The following is a 16,954-nucleotide window of genomic DNA, read 5'->3' on the forward strand; positions in this document are numbered from 1 at the left end:
CTGGAGCATATCCATGAGTGACTTGAACGATATCGAAGCCGCAGTGAACGACGAGGCATCATTTATCAACTTCCTGAATGCACTGGCCGCGGATTGGGAAGAAGACCAGCGTAAAGAGAGTCTCCGTCCAAGCTCGCCCTACGATGCTGGAGCAAATGGCTGGGAGAATGTATCCGCCGGAGATTTCTTAGAGGCGGCGTCGGCTTGGGCACGAAGCACTGGAGGTCGCGCAGAAAATGATGCCGACAAGAATCCCTGGCGCCGCGCGGCTGAAATTCTACATGCCGGTAAGTTTTACGAATAGGCCTCCGCCCACTCGTAGTAAATATCCCACGCTTTCTGTTCTTTTTCGACGAAGCCGTGGTTCAGATAGAAGGCGTTGGCCCTGCTTTCCTTGAGGGCGCCCAGGCGGATCGACTTTCTGCGGCTGCGGGCGATGTTCTTGATGATCTCCATGACCTGACTGCCGATGCCCCGCCCATGCAGGCTGGCAGCGATGTAAAAGTGATCCAGCCAGAGGTAGCTCTCGCGCTCCTGAAGCGCATAAAAGCCGATGAGCTTGGACTCGCAGAGAACGCGGAAGGTGATCTGCGGATCGAAATTGTTGAGGAAGCGTTCCCGTGCACGCTTGGGTTCGAACCTGCCGACCGCTTCCAGACTCTCGCGCATGGCGTCCACCCGAAGCTCGGTGAGCTCTTCGCCGTCCTCTTCTCTGGCCTGCTGGATTTCGATTTTCATACCTTGAATCCGTCTCGATAAACTTTTGACAGCACCTCGGCAAAGGCTCGCGCTGCCGTCACATAGCTGCCGTCAGCGACATGCTGCGCCTTGACGGCGAGACGTTCCGCGACCGGTTGGCTCAGGCTTGCAGCCATCGCCTCGAACGCTACCACCGGATCGGAGTGACCGCCATAGGTCAGAAAGAGGCCAATCCGAGGCGGGAGTCCGGGCGGGTGGGCCAGAAAGCTGCGCAGGGGGAGAGCCGGATAGCTCGTCCAAACCGGCCCGCCAATCAGGACCAGATCATAGTCGTGCGGCGCCATCGGCGGAAATCTGATGGGCGGCAGCTTAATTCTGACGCTGTCGTAGCCGGCCCGGAGATAGCGGAAAATGCCTGGCCGGTAGCGGTCGCAACGGATTTCGGCCAGATCGGCGTTCAACATTTCCGCGAGGACCTTGGCCAGCTTCTTTGTCGTTCCGGTCCTCGAGTAGTAAATGATTAAGACCCGCAGTGGCCTTTCTGCATCCATGGTCGTCCGGCTGTGGTGCTGATTTTTCTGCTCGAGATGAGAGGTCATGGCGTAAGACCCGATTTCAGCTTTGGACAATCAAGTCGGAGAGGGGACGCCGGAGCGACTTCGCCACACCAACAGACGCGGCAAGTTCCCGGTAGGGGGCACTCTGTCTGTCTCGATTGAGCGCCGCTCCCTCCAACGCCGTGGTGGCTGCACCCAGGACTGCGGTTCTTCGTGTGACCATCGGAACGCCTCCCATCGGTGCCGACTTGATGGGAGACAGTTTCGGGCCTCCTGTCAGGCGGCGCGTTGATGCCGATCAATTGGCCCGGAGGGACCTTACCTGCGCTCCGGAATCAGACGGTCGTGGACGTGCTCGGTGAGGAAATCGATGACGGCCCGGATGCGCGGGATCTTGATCAGGTCGCGGTGGGTCAGGAGCCAGAGATCCAGGGCCAGGTCGAAATCCTCCTTCAGGATCTGCTGCACGTTCGCGGTGTTGGAAATCATATAGACGGGCAGGGCGACGATGCCCAACCCGGCCTCCACGGCCGAGAGTTCGACCATGATGTTGTCGCAGGTGAAGGAAACCCGGGCGCCGTCGCTGTTTTCGCGCAACCAGGCCGTCTGCGGAAAGTTGTTCATCTGGCGCACGGATTCGATGATGTTGTGCTGGGCGAGGTCCTCGACGCACGTGGGTTCCGGGTTGCGCGCCAGATATTCGGGCGAGGCGTAGAGCCCGAAGCGGACCTGGCCGAGACAGCGCCCGACGAGATCCTGCGAGCGCGGATCGCCGACCCGCAGCGCGATATCGGCCTCGCCGTTGATGATGTCGACCGCGTGGTAGCCGATGATCAGATCCAGGTCGATTTCGGGATGTTCCGCATGGAAGTTGCCGAGCAGGTTGGAGAGCCAGAAGTATCCGATATCTTCGGTGGTCGAGAGCACCACCCGGCCAATCGGTGACTTATCGATGTAGCTGACTTTGTGCTCGATCCATTGGGACTCCCCGTTGATGACCTTGACCCGGTCGCGCACCAGTTCACCCAGCTCGGTCAGGTGATAGCCGTGGTGGCTGCGCTGAAAGAGCTTGGCGTTGAGGCGCTTCTCGAGCTCGGCGATCCGGCGGCCAACGGTGGGCTGCGTGGTTTCGAGCCGGCGCGCGGCAGCTGAAACGCTGCCTTCTTCGGCTACGGCAAGAAAGTAACGGTAATCATCCCAGTTTGTCATAGCGACGGATCGGCCCCCTCAACCCTGTCCTAACGACATGGGTGAGCAGAGTGGTCTCGTATCTCGCCGGTATGGCGAAAAAACAACAACACCCTGCGCCATTTGATCGTTAGAAAACGAATAACGCTTATACGTCAGATCAGGGACTTATGCGAGGGCGGTCATTTCCCGCCTGAAGAGGGCGGTATCCCAGTCCTCGTCCTGGAAGTTCTGCGCCGCCAAATGCCCAAGGTAGACCGCGTTGGCGATCGTGCCCGGCGCGAGACAGTCGCCAATGCGCTGCAGACTCTGGATGCCGGCCGCGGAGAGCCGGTCTGGCTCGGCGCTTAGGGATCGGTAGAGGGCATCATTCGCATCACGGGCCGTAACCAGCACCAGTGCATCCGCTTCGAGGTCCTCCGTGCGGCCCGTGTGGGTGCACGCCAGCCGGAGGCCGCCGGGCAGAACTTCGGCGATGTTGCGCCTCACGGTGAGTTCGACGTTCTTCTCCAGCAGCCGGGTGATGATCTTGTCCTGTTCCAGCGTGAAATCGGTCCAGGCCGAGACCGTCAGGGCAGGGGTCACAAGTGTCACGTCACAGCCCGTGTCCGCGAGCTTTTCGGCGATGACCCCGCCAAGATAATAGTGATCGTCGTCGAAGACCGTGACGCGGCCACCAGCTGGCAGCTTTCCCGCCATGATGTCGTCCGGTGTGAAGACCGGAAGCCGCTCGAGGCCTCGGAGCGGGCGGTGGTTCTCCCGCCCGGTGCCGTCACGCCGCCAGGCGGAGCCGGTGGCCAGGAAGACATGGGGAAAGCCGAATTCGAGAATGGAATCGCTATCAAGCGGGCTTTCCAGATAGATTTCGACGCCGGCCATGGTCTTCAACAGGCCTTCCCGGTAATCCTTGACCCGCGCGGTACTGCTCAGGCCGGGCAATCGGCTCTCCAGCAGGGAACGGCCGCCCAGTGCAGAAGAGCCCTCGGCCAAGGTCACCCGGTAGCCGCGTTGGCCCAGTTGCAGAGCGCACTCCAAACCGGAGGGGCCGCCGCCGACCACCAGAGCCCTGTCGTCCGAAGCCTTTGGCGCAATCTTTTCAGGATGCCAGCCGCGGCGCCATTCCTCGCCCATGGTCGGGTTCTGGGTGCAGCGGATCGGCACGTTGAGATAGTCGCCGCTGACACAGATGTTACAGCCGATGCACTCGCGGATCGCCTCGATCCGATCGTCGCGGATCTTCGCGGGCAGGAAGGGATCGGCAATCGAGGGGCGGGCGGCCCCGATCAGGTCCAGGACGCCGCGCCGGACTTGCGAGACCATGGCGTCGGGCGAGGTGAAACGGCCGACCCCCACCACGGGTTTGCTGGTCATGGATTTGACGAAGGCGGTATAACTCTCCTGATAGCCTTCGACGGGTTCGAAGCGGGCCGTCGCGGAATCGTTGGCCCAGCCGCTGACGTTCACGTCCCAGAGGTCGGGCAGCTCGGCGAGCAGGCCCACAATGTCCCGGGTCTCGCCTTCGACCGATAAACCTTCCTCGCCCAGCAGTTCGTCGACGGCGAAGCGAAAGGCTACGGCGCAGCTGTCGCCGACCGCATCTTTGATCTCCGAAATGACCTCGCGGGTCAGGCGGACCCGGTTTTCCAGCGATCCGCCGTATTCGTCGCAACGCTGGTTATGTCGCAGCTGCATGAAATGCATCAGCGTCGACATACCGTGCGCGGCATAGGCATAGACGATGTCGTAGCCTGCCGCTTTGGCACGCAGCGCGGCCTCGCGGTGCCAGCGGCGAAAGTTCCGGATGTCGGTCAGATCCATGGCCCTGGCCTGCAGGGGGTCGGAACTGTCCACGGGTGCTGCGCTGGGCGCCATGGGGGGCAGGCGGCTGATACGGTTCGGGGCGTGGAGTCCGTTGTGCACCAGTTCGATCCCGGCAAGGGCGCCGTGCGCGTGAATGGCATCGGTGACCAGGCGATGGGCCGGGATGTCCCGGTCGTCCCAGATCCGGCCCTCGATCGCGGGGGAGATTTCGGAGGTGGGATGGATCTCGACCTCCTCTGTGCAGACAACACCCCAGCCGCCTTCCGCCTTCATGCCGCGCATGGCGGCAAGACCCCGGGGCCGCAGATGGCCAAAGCCGTTGCAGTGCGGCACCTGAAAGAAGCGGTTCGGGGCCGTAACAGGTCCGATACGCACCGGCTCGAAGAGCAGGTCATAGGGTGGCTTTACCGTCAAAGCGGGTTTTCCTCCCGCGGTTTCAGCACGGCATTGACAGCCTTGATGCCGATCGCGACGAGATCGTTCTCGCCGAAGATGTCTCCAGCCAGGCAGCCTTCAAGCCAAAGTCCGTCGATGATGGCGTTGATGGCGATCGCGGATCTCGCCAGTTCGGCTTTGGGGACAGGCCGGCCTTCGTCGGCAAAGACGGCGGCAATCAACCGCTCCACTTCGTTGCGGAAGGCCAGATAACTCTCTTTGTGGATCTCGGCCATCTCGGGATCCACGTGGATCAGGCTGACGAAACTGGCCCAAAGCGAGAGGGTGCGCGCATCGACGACCGGCGGGCTGAGACTGGTCTTGACGAAGAACTCCAGGTGCTGCCGCGGGGTCGCCTTTTCTCTGTGGGCGTAATCGTCGGAGAGGGCCTTTGCCTGGCCGGTCATACGGTTCATGGTCTCGCGGTAGGCGGCATGGATCAGTTCGTCTTTTCCCGGGAAGTAATAACGGATCAAACCGGCGGTGACGCCCGCGCGCAACGCGATCTGGCGCACGGTCGCGCCCTGCAGGCTGTCCTCTGCAATGCAATCCAGAGTCGCGTTGATGAGATCCTGCCGCCGGACGCCCTCGGGCGCATGTTGGAAACTACGTCTTGGCATGAGGTCCTCTTACACATCTGACGGCTGATGAAATGAAGCGCGCTCTTGTCATACAGGCCTCACAATCCATCACGCCATAGTTCAGATTAAACTTGCACTGGGGGCTTGTCACGGAAGCCAGAGACCGAAATTATACAATTGCATAAATAGCCGATAAGTGGCGTAGTATGAAGTGGAAAGCGCGGCGTGAAGCTTTTGACGCCGGCTTTTATTTGTCACACCGTTCTTCATGGAGGGCCTGTCTCTTGCAACACTCCGAGCCGCGTTTGGCCAAACTTGAGCCAAGGGATGAGGGGCTGTCGCTGCAGTGGGGCGATGGGCAGGAAACGATGTTTCCCTGGTTTTGGCTGCGCGATCACGGGCAGGACGAGGCCAGCCTGGACCCGGACACGCTCCAACGTCGGGTCGACACCTTCGAGATCTCACATGACATCCGTGGGCTTGAGAGCAGGCTTTTGGACGAAGGCGCCGCCCTCGAAATCGCGTGGCAGAGCAGCAGCACACCCAGCCGCTATTCGGCGGATTTCCTGGCGGTCATGGCGGGCCTGGTGCCCTCGGGAGCGGATCTGGCACCCCAGGTTCCACGTCGCCTCTGGTCAAAGTGCGATCCTCTTGAAGTGCCGTCGCCGCTCGCGCACGACGACGTTCTCGACAGCAAAACCGGCCTGCAGGCGTGCCTGGAACGCGTTCATGCCCTCGGTTTCGCGGTGGTTGAGGGCGTGCCGACAGACGACTCGGCAATTGAGCGCTTCCTGACCCGCATCGGCTATGTCCGCACGACCATATTCGGCGGCCTCTGGACCCTTTCGGCGGAGGTCCGGGACCATGATGACACGGCCTACAGTCAGCAATACCTGGAGCCGCACACCGACGGAACCTACAGCCATGACGCACCGGGGCTGCAATCCTTCGTCTGCCGGGAATTCGACGGCAGCGGAGGCGAGTCCATTCTGGTGGACGGGTTCGCCTTGGCCGAGGAGATGCGCCGGGAGGCTCCGGATCATTTCGAGACCTTGTGCAGCGTGGTCGTGCCGGGCCGCTATATCGAACCAGGCGTTCATCTGCGTGCCGAGCGACCGGCCTTTCTGACGCAAGCCGACGGAGCCCTCCGGCAAATCAGTTTCAACAACTATGATAGAGCGCCCTTTAGCCTTCCGCCCGACCGCATGACGGCTTTCTATGCAGCCTACCGCGATTTTCATGCACGGATAATCGAGCGCGCGAACTGGCTCACCATTCCCTTGCGTCCGGGCATGGCTTTGGTTTTTGATAATTGGCGTCTCCTTCACGGACGAATGGGCTATAGTGGGAAGCGCGTTTTTTGTGGCTGCTACCATAACCACGAGGATTTCGAGAGTGCGCTGCGCACCGTAACGGCGGAAGCGGAGAATTCGCCGGGCCCAAACTGACCTGACAGGCACTGATCTGACAGGCATTAACCGGCCGGGCGCAGCGCTTGACTACCAGCGGCAAATCAATAGCCGCGTCAACAACAGGGAAAGAAACAAGATGAAAGACTTAATGCTAACCGGTGCCGCCGCTCTGCTGGCCGCCGCTGTGACGCTTACCTCATCACCGGCGGCCTTTGCTGGCGAGACTCTGGACCGGGTGATGAGTACGAAGACGCTGACACTGTCTTCGGATCCTGAGTATCCGCCGCAGTCGTTTCTGAACGACCGGAACGAGATGGACGGCTTTGATGTCGGCGTCGCGCGAGAAATCGCCAAGCGCATGGGGGCCGAACTGAAGATCGTCACCCCGGCCTGGGAAATCATCACCGCAGGAAACTGGGGCGGACGCTGGGATATCTCTGTCGGTTCCATGACGCCAACCACAGCGCGGGCCAAGGTTTTGGACTTCCCGGCGGTCTACTACTACACGCCGGCGGCCTTCGCGGTGCATAAAGATTCTGCCGCAACCTCGGCTGCGGATCTGAACGGTAAAAAGATCGGTGTGTGCGGTGGCTGTACCTATGAAGCCTATCTCAACAAGAACCTTGTCATCGATGCCGAGGGCACGCCGGAATTCACCTACGATGTAACCGCAGGCGAGATCCGCACCTACGAGACCGACGTCAACGTGCTGGATGATCTGCGCCTCGGCGACGGCGCCCGGCTTGATGGTCTCTTGAGCGCGCGTCCGACCATCGACGAAGCGATCAAGAACGGCTATCCCGTCAAAGTGATCGGGGAGCCTGCCTTCTACGAGCCGCTGGCCGTGGCCGTCGATAAGGGCGATCCCGAGTTTTCGGCAAAGGTCGCCGAGATCGTCAATGGAATGCATGAAGACGGGACGCTAAGGGCCTTGTCGATCAAGTGGTACGGCACCGACCTCACCTCCGCCGACTAACCGGCGTATCGCGTGTCTCCACAAACCCACGGGGCGCCGGCGAACCTGGATCTCGCCAGGTTCCAGCGCCCCGCGCTTATTTTTGTCGTCTCCTTCATCGTCCTGGTGACGGCGAACATCGGCGGCGGCTTTTTCGGCGAGTTGATCGCGCCGGCGGCTGAAGCAGGCTGGCACATCCGCATCGCCGCGGCCCTAGTGCTTTCGCTGATCATCGTCGCCAATCTTGAGGGCCTGCGGTATCTGCCGTTCAAATGGCAGGTCGGGATCGTCTGGTGCGAGCTGCTGTTTCTCGCGCTGGCCTTTTTCAATTCCTTCGGCCTCAGCTACGAGTTCATCTGGTCGCGCCTTCCGTTCCTGATCACGCAGGGCGCTTTTACCACCATCTATATCTCGGTGGCAGCGATCGCGATTTCCTTCTTCATCGCCCTGGTCGGGGCGCTGGCCAAACTGTCAAGGAATGGGGTCGCTTACGGCATTTCAACCTTCTATATCTCGTTCTTTCGCGGCACGCCGCTGTTGCTGCAGGTTTATCTGATCTATCTCGGGCTTCCACAGTTGGGCTTTATCGTCGATGCGGTGCCGGCGGGCATTGCCGCGCTATCGCTCTGCTACGGGGCTTACATGGCCGAAATCTTCCGCGCCGGTATCGAGGCTATTCCGGCCGGTCAGCGGGAAGCAGGGCGGGCGCTCGGGCTGCGTGACGGTATCATCATGCGCAAGATTATCTTGCCGCAGGCCATCAAGATCGTGATCCCGCCCACGGGAAACCAGTTCATCGCGATGCTGAAGGACTCGTCCCTGGTCTCGGTGATGGGGGTTTGGGAATTGATGTTCCTGGCGCGCACCCAGGGACGCTCTGAATTCAAGCATCTGGAGATGCTGATTACCGCCGCTGTGGTCTATTGGCTGATCTCCATTGTTTTCGAGCTGATCCAGGCGCGCATCGAACGCCATTACGGCAAGAGCAGCCTGCGCTAAGCTCTTCTTGAAGATTTGCAGTAAGGTGTTTATATAAGCTCTATCAAGAGTTTGGCCGCACACGGTCGGACAGGGCATAAAGAGACCGGGAACATGAAGCAGACGCTTTCCATCTGATTTTTCGCCCTCCGCAGGAAATCTGCGGGGAGATGTGGAGTGTGATGGGAGCCCGTTCATGGCCCGCTTTCCCGCGGCAATTGCCGCAGAGTCTCTTTCCTTTCAATTCGACGACGGCAGGTTTCTATTCGAAGACCTGGATGTTGCCCTTGGCGCGGAACGAACCGGCCTGGTTGGCCGCAATGGCATCGGCAAATCGGTTCTGGCGCAGATCCTGGCTGGAGAGAAGACACCAAGCCACGGACGGGTGACGCGTCGCGCGAAGATTGGCTTTATGCCCCAGGACGCGGCGGACCGGATGCAGGGCAGTCTTGCCGATGCGCTGGACGTGGCAGAGCGCCTGAAAGCCCTGGCGCGCATCGAAGCGGGCGGAGTGGATCCCGCCGACTTTGAGGTCCTGGGTGAAGGCTGGACTCTGAAAGAAGACCTTCACGCGGCGCTTCAGGCCTTTGAAATATCTGCAAGGCTGGTCGATCCTGTTGAACAGCTGAGCGGCGGTGAACGCACAAGGCTGGCACTGCTGCATCTCGAACTTCAGATGCCGGAGTTCCTCATTCTGGACGAGCCGACCAATCATCTGGACCGCAGTGGACGCCGTTGGCTGGCGGAACGTCTTGAGCGGTGGCAGAAGGGCGCGCTGATCGTGACCCACGACCGGGACCTCCTGGACGTGGTCGATCAGATCTTTGAGCTGACCGGTCTTGGTTTGCAGAAGTACGGTGGAAACTACGACCTCTATCACGTTCAAAAAGAAACAGAACTTGAGGCGGCGCATCGAACGCTTGCGTCCGCCGAGGCGGCTCAATCGCGCGAGCGGCGCGAGGCGCAGGCACGCAAAGAGCGGCAGGCACAACGGGATGCCTATGGCCGCAAGCAGCGTGGCACGGGAAGCCAGAGCAAAATGCTGCTGGATGCCGCGCAGGCCCGGGCCGAGGCTTCCTCCTCACGACTCACGCGGATCGAAGCACAGCGCAGGGAGTGCGCGGAGACTGCTACGGAAGAAGCGCGTGCCGCGCTCGAACGCTCAGATCCCCTGAGTCTATTCGTGCCTTCCGCCGCGCCAGCGCAAGGTGTGCTTGTGGCCTTGCAGGATGTGGTCATGCCCTATGGCGGACCAGCTTTGAGAAATGGCCTGTCGTTTCAGCTCGCGGCAGGTGAGCGGGTCGCGCTGAGCGGGGCGAACGGTGCCGGTAAATCGACGGTCATGCGCCTGGTCGAGGGAGCGATCGACCCGCTGTCGGGTCATGTGTCGCGCCGGGTCGCGCGCAGGGCAAGGCTCGACCAGCATTTAAGCTTTCTGGACCGGGAGCGCTCCGGGTTCGAGAACCTGCAGATGCGTGAACCGGAGCTGTCGGACGCGATGGCCCGGACACGCCTGGCCCAGCTGCGCCTGCGCGGCGACCGCGCCTTGCTGCCCGTGGCGGACCTGAGCGGGGGCGAGCGCCTCAAGGTCGCGCTGGCCTGTATCTTCGGGGGCCGGGCCGCGCCATCATTGCTGTTGCTGGATGAACCCGACAATCATTTAGACTTCGAATCTCTCGCAGCTCTCGAGGGGGCGCTTCGGAACTACGATGGCGCCTTGTTGGTGGTCTCTCACTCCGATGCCTTTCTGGAAGCCATCGGTATCGAGCGGAGGATCGATTTGGATGAGACTGAAGGTCTTTCAAGCCCGTGATTGCTTGAACCGCAGATCAGCGCACTGTATTGCGAAGAACAGGGAGTCAATTCGGGCGTGCACCCCGTTTGGAGAAGGCGATGGGCGAGAGCAATAGACTGGCGATCAGGGGGCAGGTGCTGCAGTTCACCGCCGATCCCTTTCAGCTTGGAACGGAGAACGCCTGTCGCTTCTGGTCCGATGGTGTCGTCGTCGTCGAGGACGGAGTCATCCGGAGTGTCGGGCAGGCAAGTGATCTCCTGGCTGATGTGGGGCCGGATGTCGAAGTACATGATTACGCCGGCCGCCTGATCATGGCGGGCTTTGTGGACACGCACGTCCACTACCCGCAGATGGAGGTGATCGCCTCATACGGCGCGCAGCTGATCGAATGGCTGAACGACTATACCTTTCCGGCGGAAGGCAGGTTTCGCGACCGGGATTATGCCGCCAAGGTCGCCGGGCTTTTTCTCCAAGAGAGCCTGCGTAACGGGATCACCACCTCGGCGGTTTACTGCACGGTTCACCCGGAGTCGGTGGATGCCTTTTTCGAGGCCGCGGCGCCTTATGGCCTGCGGGTAATCGCGGGCAAGGTGATGATGGACCGCAACGCCCCCGACTTTCTGACCGACACGGCGCAGTCGGCCTACGACGACTCAAAGATCCTGATTGAACGCTGGCACGGCAAGGGCAGGGCGCTCTACGGCCTAACCCCGCGCTTTGCCCCGACCAGCACGGACGCCCAGCTCGAGGCCGCGGGAACTCTGTGGCAGGAGACGCCGGGCGTCTATATGCAGACACATGTCTCCGAGAACCGCCAGGAGCTGGCGTGGGTTGCCGAGCTCTTTCCGGACTGCAGCGACTATCTCGGAGTTTACGAAAAATACGGCCTGCTCGGGCCGCGCTGTGTTCTGGGCCATGGGATCTATTTGTCGGAGCGCGAGAAAGCGGTGATCGCGGAGACCGGCAGCGCGGTGGCCCACTGTCCGACCTCGAACCTCTTTATTGGCAGCGGCCTCTTCGACCTTGCGGCTTCGCAGCAGCGCGCGGATCCCTTGCGGGTTGGGTTGGCCACCGATATCGGGGGTGGGACCAGCCTCTCCATCTTCGCGACCCTGCGGGCCGCATACGAAATCGCGCAGCTTCAGTCCTTCAGCCTGCACCCGATCCAGGCGTTTTATCTGGCGACCCTTGGTGGCGCGAAGTCGCTATACCTGGATGATAAGATCGGCAATCTCGCGCCGGGTTACGAAGCGGACATGGTCGTGATCGATCTGAAGTCCACGCCGATGATCACCCAGCGTATGGAGCACGCCAAGGACCTGACCGAAGCGCTGTTCATCCAGATGATTCTGGCAGATGATCGGGCGATCGAGGCGACCTATTCCGCCGGTCGCCGCATCTATGCGCGTGACGCCGGCCAGAACTAATTCTCATCTGAACTCCCGGTAGATCTGTTCAACCCACTGCATACAGGGGCGTTTCGCCAGGCGCGCAAACTCTGCCTCGATCTCGGGGGGGACATCGACGTTTTTGAACATACGCTCGCGTGAGAGCGAAGAAAGAGCACCGAGCAGACTTGCGACAGTCAGATCCGCGCGCGTCAGCTGATCGCTGACGAGATAACGTCCGCCTTCTGCCAACTTGTCGTCGAGCCAATCCAACTCTTTGTCGAGTTTTGCGCGCGCGTCCATAGCGGCTTCGGGCGCGGCGTCGAGAGTGTCAATCATTGCGGTCTGGATTCTGGGCCAGAGTTTGTGACCGACGGCGCGGACTCTTTTATCCAGATTGCCGTAGAGCAGTTCCAGGATTATGTCCGGATACTGTGTGAGTGTCTGGGCATAGAGCAGGCGCCTGACTTCGATCCCGATAAGGCCGTCGGCGCGATCTTCGATTTCACGAACTTCTCTGTTGTGGTGCCTGTCCTCAAGACTCCTTTCCGGCACGGTTCTGTTGCGGTAGGCCCAGTCGAGAATTTCCTGGCTGCCCTGAACCAACTCATCGGCGAACTGCAGGATGGGGACGTTCGATTCCCGGGCACCGAGCTTACGGGCCATCTCCACGTGCAAGCCGATCGGCCAGAACTCTTCAGTGTAGTCAATGCCATACCAGTCCAGTGCCCAGCGCGCTTTTTCACAGTAGTGCGAGATCGCGAAGGAGATCAGTTTCGGCTTTGCTTCCGTCATGCTTTTTGTCTCTTTCGGACTGAAATTGCCGTGCGGGTACTTGGATTAAGGGTCTTCGCAAAGCCTTTGATTTCTCGAAGTAAACAGTCTTGATCGCCAGCCCAGAACCAATGATCGTCGCCCTCGAGTTCTACGAAGCGCGCGGCGGGTATCGTCTGTGCAAGATAGCGGCCTGCCTCCGGCCGGACGGCACGGTCGCCGCGGCGGTGGAGGACCAGGGTCGGCGTCGTGATATCGGGCAATAGAGAACGGACGTCGATATCGCGGAGAGCCTCGAGCACGCCTTTGATGGCGCCGGGGCTGGAGGCGCTGCGCAGCAGACCGGCCCACCAGTTTTCCGCCTGGCGGTCGCCGACAAAGCTTGGCGCGAAGAAAGCGATCTCCGCCGGCCCGCCCCATTCCTGGATGAGCCGCTCAAGCCAGACGTCATATTGCCGCCGGCTCATGGCAAAAGCATAGTCTTTCGCGCGGCTGCCTTTGGCCAGCGACCCATAGAGGATGAGCCCGGCCAGGCGGTCCGGCCTGTCGGCGGCAAACTGGATGCATCCCGGCCCGCCCTCCGATGCGCCGAACAACAGGGCGCGCTTGCTGCCAGCGGCTTCCATGACTGAGAGAATATCCTGCGCCGTGGCTTCGACGCTGGGTATCGCACCGACCCGGTCCGAAAGCCCGACACCTCGGCGGTCGAAGAGAATGAGACGTCCTATCCCGGAGAGCGCAGTCAGAAATTTGCGGCAGCGGGCATCTTCCCATACCCGCTCTACATGGGAGACGAACCCCGGCACCAGAACAATATCGAGCGGGCCGTCGCCGATCACCTGATAGGCGATATGCAGGCTGCCGCTGGCGGCATAACGGGTCTGCGACCGGACCGCCGCAACCTGAGACCGGGAAGGACGAAGGGACGGGTCGATCAAAAGCTGGGTTGTTTCCGCCGCAGGTTCGACATCAAGTTCATCGCGTAAAAGCTTCACGCAAATGGTATATTGCCGCTCTGCCGCCGCGCGGTTACCAGCTTTGAGGTGCGCGCGGATGAGATAACGCTGTGCGGATTCGCTCAGGGGATCGAGGCTGAGTAGACGCGTGGCCGCCGTGATGGCGTCACGGTTTTTGCCCTCTTCGAGGCTTTCCTCCACCAGCCGTTCCAAGGCATTGATCAAGCGGCTGCGCAGCGCTTCGCGCCGATAAAAGACCCAATCCTCGAACTCCGGGCAATCGTCCAACGCGAAGCCGGAGAGATAGTCGGACGAATAGCACCGGGCGGCGGCGGCGAACTCTCCGCGGTTACAGGCGGCTTCAAAGTCATAGGCGTCGCAGGTAACCTCAAGGTATCTGGAAAACTGAAGCCTGTCCCGGTCCGCTTCGATGATGTCCGCGCCGAATGCCGTGCGAACTTTGTAGAGGGTCCGGCGCAGCCGTGCCCGCGAGTCCTCTTGATCTGCGTCCGGCCAAAGAAGTGTGGCCAGTACGTCCCTGCCGACCGGCGCGCGTGCTTCGGCCATATAGACCAGCAGCGCGACACCTTTCCGCAGAGCAAGATCGGTTTTTTGCCCGTCCAGGAAAAACTGCGGAAATCCAAGGGCCTTTATCTCGAGAGTCACAGCCAGCATTAAAACCCGGAACATTGCACGAGGGGACGGTTGGGGGACAGCAAAGCGCTATCTCCATCCCATGAAAGCTCGCGTGAGTTTAAGCGGATCGGGACTGGAGGGATAGAGATGTGTTTTTCCTGCGCAGGAACTTACGAGCGCATGGTGGCGCCTTACGTCGTTCATGCGGGCTGTTCGCTGGGCGCCTTCGCGAAGACGAGGCAGCGCGTCGTGCCGCTGGCCAAGGGGATCGTCGCCGAGATCGGTTTCGGGTCCGGTCTGAACCTGCCCTACTACAATGCAGAGCAAGTGGAGCGTCTGATCGCGATCGATCCGGATGAGAAGATGCTGTCCCTGGCACGGTCGAAACTGCCGGAGCTGATGAAGGTGGAATTGCTGCCGGCAAGGGGCGAATGCCTGCCTCTGGAGAGCGGCGGCGTCGATACAGTCGTTGTGACCTACGCCTTTTGCACCATTCTCGCGCCGGGCTGCGCCCTGGCGGAGATAAAGCGTGTTCTGAAGCCTGGGGGGCGACTGCTCTTCAGTGAACATGGCCGTTCAGATCGGCCCTTCTGTGGAAGGATGCAGGACCGTTTCAATGGCCTTTGGGGCCAACTCGCCGGTGGCTGTAATCTCAATCGCAGCCCGGTACAGCTGATCGAAGCGGCGGGGTTCGCGGTTCGGAACCTGCAACAGGATCGCTTCCCGCTGCACCTTTGGCCGCTCGGCGAGCATTTTACCGGTGAGGCTGAACCACGGACTTAAAATAGGTGTTCTTAAACACCGGGCCTGAAATACAGGATTAAAAAACGAAAACCCTGACGCAGAAGCTTTCCGCGTCAGGGCTGTAGAGAGCCGGAGTGTTTGGGTTAAGCTGCGCGCCTGCGTTTGGAGCCCTTGTAGCCGCCTTCCTTGAACTTACGGAAGTTCTGACCGTCGTTGGCGTGCTCCTGCTTCTGCGCGCCGTCACCCCGGTATTTGCCCGCGGTTTTTGCGAAAGGCTTTTTGCCGCCTTTGCGATGGCCGCCTTCTGCATTGGCGGACTTGAAGCCGTCTTTCTGGAAGGGTTTGCGGCCTTTGCCCGCGAAGGGTTTGCCGAACTTCTTGCCGTTGCGCTTGGGACCGGCGTTCCGGCTGCCGGAGAGCTCCGCATGGAAGGGGTGATCCTTCTCGAGCGGAACCGGCTGACGGATGGCGCGTTCGACGTTGCGCAGCAGGTTGCCCTCCTTGGTCTCGCAGAGCGAGAGGGCGGTGCCCTTTACACCCGCACGGCCGGTGCGGCCGATACGGTGCACGTAGCTCTCGGCTTCCAGCGGCATGTCGTAGTTGATGACGTGGGTAATGTCAGGCACGTCGATGCCGCGCGCGGCCACGTCCGTGGCGACCAGGACGTCTATATAGCCTTTGCGGAATTTCTGCAGAACCTTCTGACGGATCCGTTGTTCCCGGTCGCCGTGGATGGCGTCAACCCGGCGGCCGCTGTCGCGCAGCTCGTCAGAGAGCTTGTCGGCCATGGCCTTTGTGCGGGTGAAGACCAGAACCCGGCTGAGGGTTTCATCTTTCAGCAGGTGCAGCAGCAGATCTTTTTTGTTGCGGTAGTCGACGCAGAGGACCCGGTGATCGATGGTGGCGGCAACGGTGCTTTCCTTAGCGGCCTCGACTTGTACCGGATCGTTCAGAAGCTGGTCGGCCAGGGCGCGGATGCCGCGATTCATGGTCGCCGAGAACATGACCGTCTGATGCTCTTTCGGCAGGCTGGCGGCAACCTGTTTCACGTCGTCGATGAAACCCATGTCCAGCATGCGGTCGGCTTCGTCCAGAACGAAGGTCTGAACGTCGTCAAGCTTCAGATTGCCGCGGCGGATATGATCCATCATCCGGCCCGGAGTGGCCACGACGATGTGAACTCCGCGCTGCAGGGCTTTCATCTGCGGGAAGAACGGCGAGCCGCCGAAGAGGACGGTGTGGAAAAGACGCTGACCTTTGCTGAACTGACGGATGCACTCACCGATCTGGTTGGCGAGTTCACGGGTCGGCGCCAGGATCAGGGCATTTGCCATACCGGGTTTGGTCGCCTGTTTCTGCTCGGCAAGCTTTTGCAGCATCGGCAGAACGAACGCCGCCGTCTTGCCGCCACCGGTCTGGGCAACGCCCTTGAGGTCGCGGCCCTCAAGCAGCATGGGGATGGATTTGCCCTGGATTGCAGTCGGTGCGGTAAAGCCCTGGGCTTCAACCGCGCGCAGGAGTTCGGCGCTCAGGCCGAGCGTATCGAAAGATGCCATCGTCTTTGTCCTTCCGCAGACGTTGCAGCCCCTTTTTCAGGCAAGAGGCTGAGCATTCCGCGGTGTAACCCGTAGCTGGGCGTCAGGACGTCGCTTTGGCCGAAACCGAAGCACGTGCAGAGGCACGGCGGAAACATTTTTGATTTTTGTAAAGCCGCCAACGAAGCCTTGAGAGGACAGCGAGCAGCGAGAGACGGGGAAATGATGCTTTTTCAGCCCGATGTCAAGCCTTATCGCATTGGATATTTCACTAAAATCAATGGTTAATCGCTTGATTCATGAGGATCTGCGGTGTTGACAGGTAGGCGAATTTTTTTTAACGCAGAGATTGGTGCGTTCCGGCCGGTCGTAATTACGCCGGCCGGAACGCTCGGGACCTCTATCCACGCCTGAAAGGCGCGCTCCGGATGATAGAGATCCCGTTCTCAGCCTGATCGTTCGAGCAGATTCAAAAGCTCGCGAGATCGCCTAAGGCGACT

The 16,954-nt window shown here is 60.7% G+C and carries 16 protein-coding genes; 7 read left to right on the plus strand and 9 right to left on the minus strand.

The genetic code is table 11. The features are described from left to right. Positions 1-13: 13 nt before the first annotated feature. Positions 14-304 carry a DUF7660 family protein gene (locus tag FKG95_RS08425; protein ID WP_142895865.1) on the plus strand — a complete coding sequence of 97 codons (291 nt, stop codon included), beginning with the start codon at positions 14-16 and terminating at the stop codon, positions 302-304. On the opposite strand, the gene FKG95_RS08430 is transcribed toward FKG95_RS08425, so the two are convergent. The 6 genes from FKG95_RS08430 to FKG95_RS08450 all read right to left on the minus strand — a co-directional run bounded on the left by FKG95_RS08430 (position 295) and on the right by FKG95_RS08450 (position 5,320). Further along, complete coding sequence (locus tag FKG95_RS08430; protein ID WP_142895866.1) at positions 295-738, minus strand: GNAT family N-acetyltransferase; 444 nt, start codon at positions 736-738, stop codon at positions 295-297. The two genes, FKG95_RS08425 and FKG95_RS08430, sit on opposite strands and share 10 nt — an antisense overlap. Next, positions 735-1,298: a flavodoxin family protein gene (locus FKG95_RS08435; RefSeq protein WP_142895867.1), complete on the minus strand. Its 564-nt coding sequence runs from the start codon at positions 1,296-1,298 to the stop codon at positions 735-737. The genes FKG95_RS08430 and FKG95_RS08435 overlap by 4 nt, the downstream gene beginning before the upstream one ends. A gap of 16 nt (positions 1,299-1,314) precedes the next feature. After that, positions 1,315-1,479 carry a hypothetical protein gene (locus tag FKG95_RS29565; protein ID WP_179953990.1) on the minus strand — a complete coding sequence of 55 codons (165 nt, stop codon included), beginning with the start codon at positions 1,477-1,479 and terminating at the stop codon, positions 1,315-1,317. 95 nt (positions 1,480-1,574) lie between these two features. Further along, on the minus strand, positions 1,575-2,465 hold the full coding sequence (locus FKG95_RS08440; protein WP_142895868.1) for a LysR family transcriptional regulator: 891 nt from the start codon (positions 2,463-2,465) through the stop codon (positions 1,575-1,577). 147 nt (positions 2,466-2,612) lie between these two features. Further along, positions 2,613-4,679 carry an oxidoreductase gene (locus FKG95_RS08445; protein ID WP_142895869.1) on the minus strand — a complete coding sequence of 689 codons (2,067 nt, stop codon included), beginning with the start codon at positions 4,677-4,679 and terminating at the stop codon, positions 2,613-2,615. Next, positions 4,676-5,320, minus strand: a complete 645-nt coding sequence (locus tag FKG95_RS08450; RefSeq protein WP_142895870.1) for a TetR family transcriptional regulator C-terminal domain-containing protein — start codon at positions 5,318-5,320, stop codon at positions 4,676-4,678. Before FKG95_RS08450 ends, FKG95_RS08445 begins: the two co-directional genes overlap by 4 nt. Before the next feature lie 245 nt (positions 5,321-5,565). Between FKG95_RS08450 and FKG95_RS08455 the strand changes: the two genes are divergently transcribed. From FKG95_RS08455 to guaD, 5 genes are all read left to right on the plus strand, one after another. After that, positions 5,566-6,729: a TauD/TfdA family dioxygenase gene (locus FKG95_RS08455; protein WP_179953991.1), complete on the plus strand. Its 1,164-nt coding sequence runs from the start codon at positions 5,566-5,568 to the stop codon at positions 6,727-6,729. 100 nt (positions 6,730-6,829) lie between these two features. Next, positions 6,830-7,669 (plus strand): transporter substrate-binding domain-containing protein, encoded by an 840-nt coding sequence (locus tag FKG95_RS08460; RefSeq protein WP_142895872.1) that lies wholly within the window; start codon positions 6,830-6,832, stop codon positions 7,667-7,669. A 12-nt stretch (positions 7,670-7,681) separates the two neighbouring features. Beyond that, on the plus strand, positions 7,682-8,647 hold the full coding sequence (locus tag FKG95_RS08465) for an amino acid ABC transporter permease (protein ID WP_142895873.1): 966 nt from the start codon (positions 7,682-7,684) through the stop codon (positions 8,645-8,647). Positions 8,648-8,822: 175 nt separating this feature from the next. Continuing rightward, complete coding sequence (locus tag FKG95_RS08470) at positions 8,823-10,439, plus strand: ABC-F family ATP-binding cassette domain-containing protein (protein WP_142895874.1); 1,617 nt, start codon at positions 8,823-8,825, stop codon at positions 10,437-10,439. An 80-nt stretch (positions 10,440-10,519) separates the two neighbouring features. Further along, entirely contained in the window at positions 10,520-11,848 is a 1,329-nt protein-coding gene (gene guaD / locus FKG95_RS08475) for a guanine deaminase (RefSeq protein ID WP_142895875.1), read from the plus strand. Positions 11,849-11,851: 3 nt separating this feature from the next. Here the strand turns inward: guaD and FKG95_RS08480 are convergent, their stop codons facing one another. Then, positions 11,852-12,604 carry a glutathione S-transferase family protein gene (locus FKG95_RS08480; RefSeq protein WP_142895876.1) on the minus strand — a complete coding sequence of 251 codons (753 nt, stop codon included), beginning with the start codon at positions 12,602-12,604 and terminating at the stop codon, positions 11,852-11,854. Further along, on the minus strand, positions 12,601-14,205 hold the full coding sequence (locus FKG95_RS08485) for a bifunctional AfsR/SARP family transcriptional regulator/alpha/beta hydrolase (protein ID WP_218940115.1): 1,605 nt from the start codon (positions 14,203-14,205) through the stop codon (positions 12,601-12,603). Before FKG95_RS08485 ends, FKG95_RS08480 begins: the two co-directional genes overlap by 4 nt. Before the next feature lie 117 nt (positions 14,206-14,322). Here FKG95_RS08485 and FKG95_RS08490 point away from each other — a divergent pair, with 117 nt between their 5' ends. Beyond that, positions 14,323-14,958: a class I SAM-dependent methyltransferase gene (locus tag FKG95_RS08490; RefSeq protein ID WP_142895878.1), complete on the plus strand. Its 636-nt coding sequence runs from the start codon at positions 14,323-14,325 to the stop codon at positions 14,956-14,958. A gap of 104 nt (positions 14,959-15,062) precedes the next feature. Here FKG95_RS08490 and FKG95_RS08495 read toward each other — a convergent pair whose 3' ends face one another. Continuing rightward, on the minus strand, positions 15,063-16,475 hold the full coding sequence (locus FKG95_RS08495; protein ID WP_142895879.1) for a DEAD/DEAH box helicase: 1,413 nt from the start codon (positions 16,473-16,475) through the stop codon (positions 15,063-15,065). Between the last annotated feature and the right edge of the window lie 479 nt (positions 16,476-16,954).

This window comes from Denitrobaculum tricleocarpae (assembly GCF_007004665.1).
In the GTDB taxonomy this organism is placed as follows: Bacteria; Pseudomonadota; Alphaproteobacteria; order Kiloniellales; family Kiloniellaceae; genus Denitrobaculum; species Denitrobaculum tricleocarpae.

What these genes read in the sequence shown, in the direction of transcription:
- FKG95_RS08425 (WP_142895865.1), top strand. Translation starts at nt 14, where the DNA reads ATGAGTGACTTGAACGATATCGAAGCCGCAGTGAACGACGAGGCATCA.
- FKG95_RS08430 (WP_142895866.1), bottom strand. Translation starts at nt 738, where the DNA reads ATGAAAATCGAAATCCAGCAGGCCAGAGAAGAGGACGGCGAAGAGCTC.
- FKG95_RS08435 (WP_142895867.1), bottom strand. Translation starts at nt 1,298, where the DNA reads ATGACCTCTCATCTCGAGCAGAAAAATCAGCACCACAGCCGGACGACC.
- FKG95_RS29565 (WP_179953990.1), bottom strand. Translation starts at nt 1,479, where the DNA reads ATGGTCACACGAAGAACCGCAGTCCTGGGTGCAGCCACCACGGCGTTG.
- FKG95_RS08440 (WP_142895868.1), bottom strand. Translation starts at nt 2,465, where the DNA reads ATGACAAACTGGGATGATTACCGTTACTTTCTTGCCGTAGCCGAAGAA.
- FKG95_RS08450 (WP_142895870.1), bottom strand. Translation starts at nt 5,320, where the DNA reads ATGCCAAGACGTAGTTTCCAACATGCGCCCGAGGGCGTCCGGCGGCAG.
- FKG95_RS08460 (WP_142895872.1), top strand. Translation starts at nt 6,830, where the DNA reads ATGAAAGACTTAATGCTAACCGGTGCCGCCGCTCTGCTGGCCGCCGCT.
- FKG95_RS08470 (WP_142895874.1), top strand. Translation starts at nt 8,823, where the DNA reads ATGGCCCGCTTTCCCGCGGCAATTGCCGCAGAGTCTCTTTCCTTTCAA.
- guaD (WP_142895875.1), top strand. Translation starts at nt 10,520, where the DNA reads ATGGGCGAGAGCAATAGACTGGCGATCAGGGGGCAGGTGCTGCAGTTC.
- FKG95_RS08480 (WP_142895876.1), bottom strand. Translation starts at nt 12,604, where the DNA reads ATGACGGAAGCAAAGCCGAAACTGATCTCCTTCGCGATCTCGCACTAC.
- FKG95_RS08490 (WP_142895878.1), top strand. Translation starts at nt 14,323, where the DNA reads ATGTGTTTTTCCTGCGCAGGAACTTACGAGCGCATGGTGGCGCCTTAC.
- FKG95_RS08495 (WP_142895879.1), bottom strand. Translation starts at nt 16,475, where the DNA reads ATGGCATCTTTCGATACGCTCGGCCTGAGCGCCGAACTCCTGCGCGCG.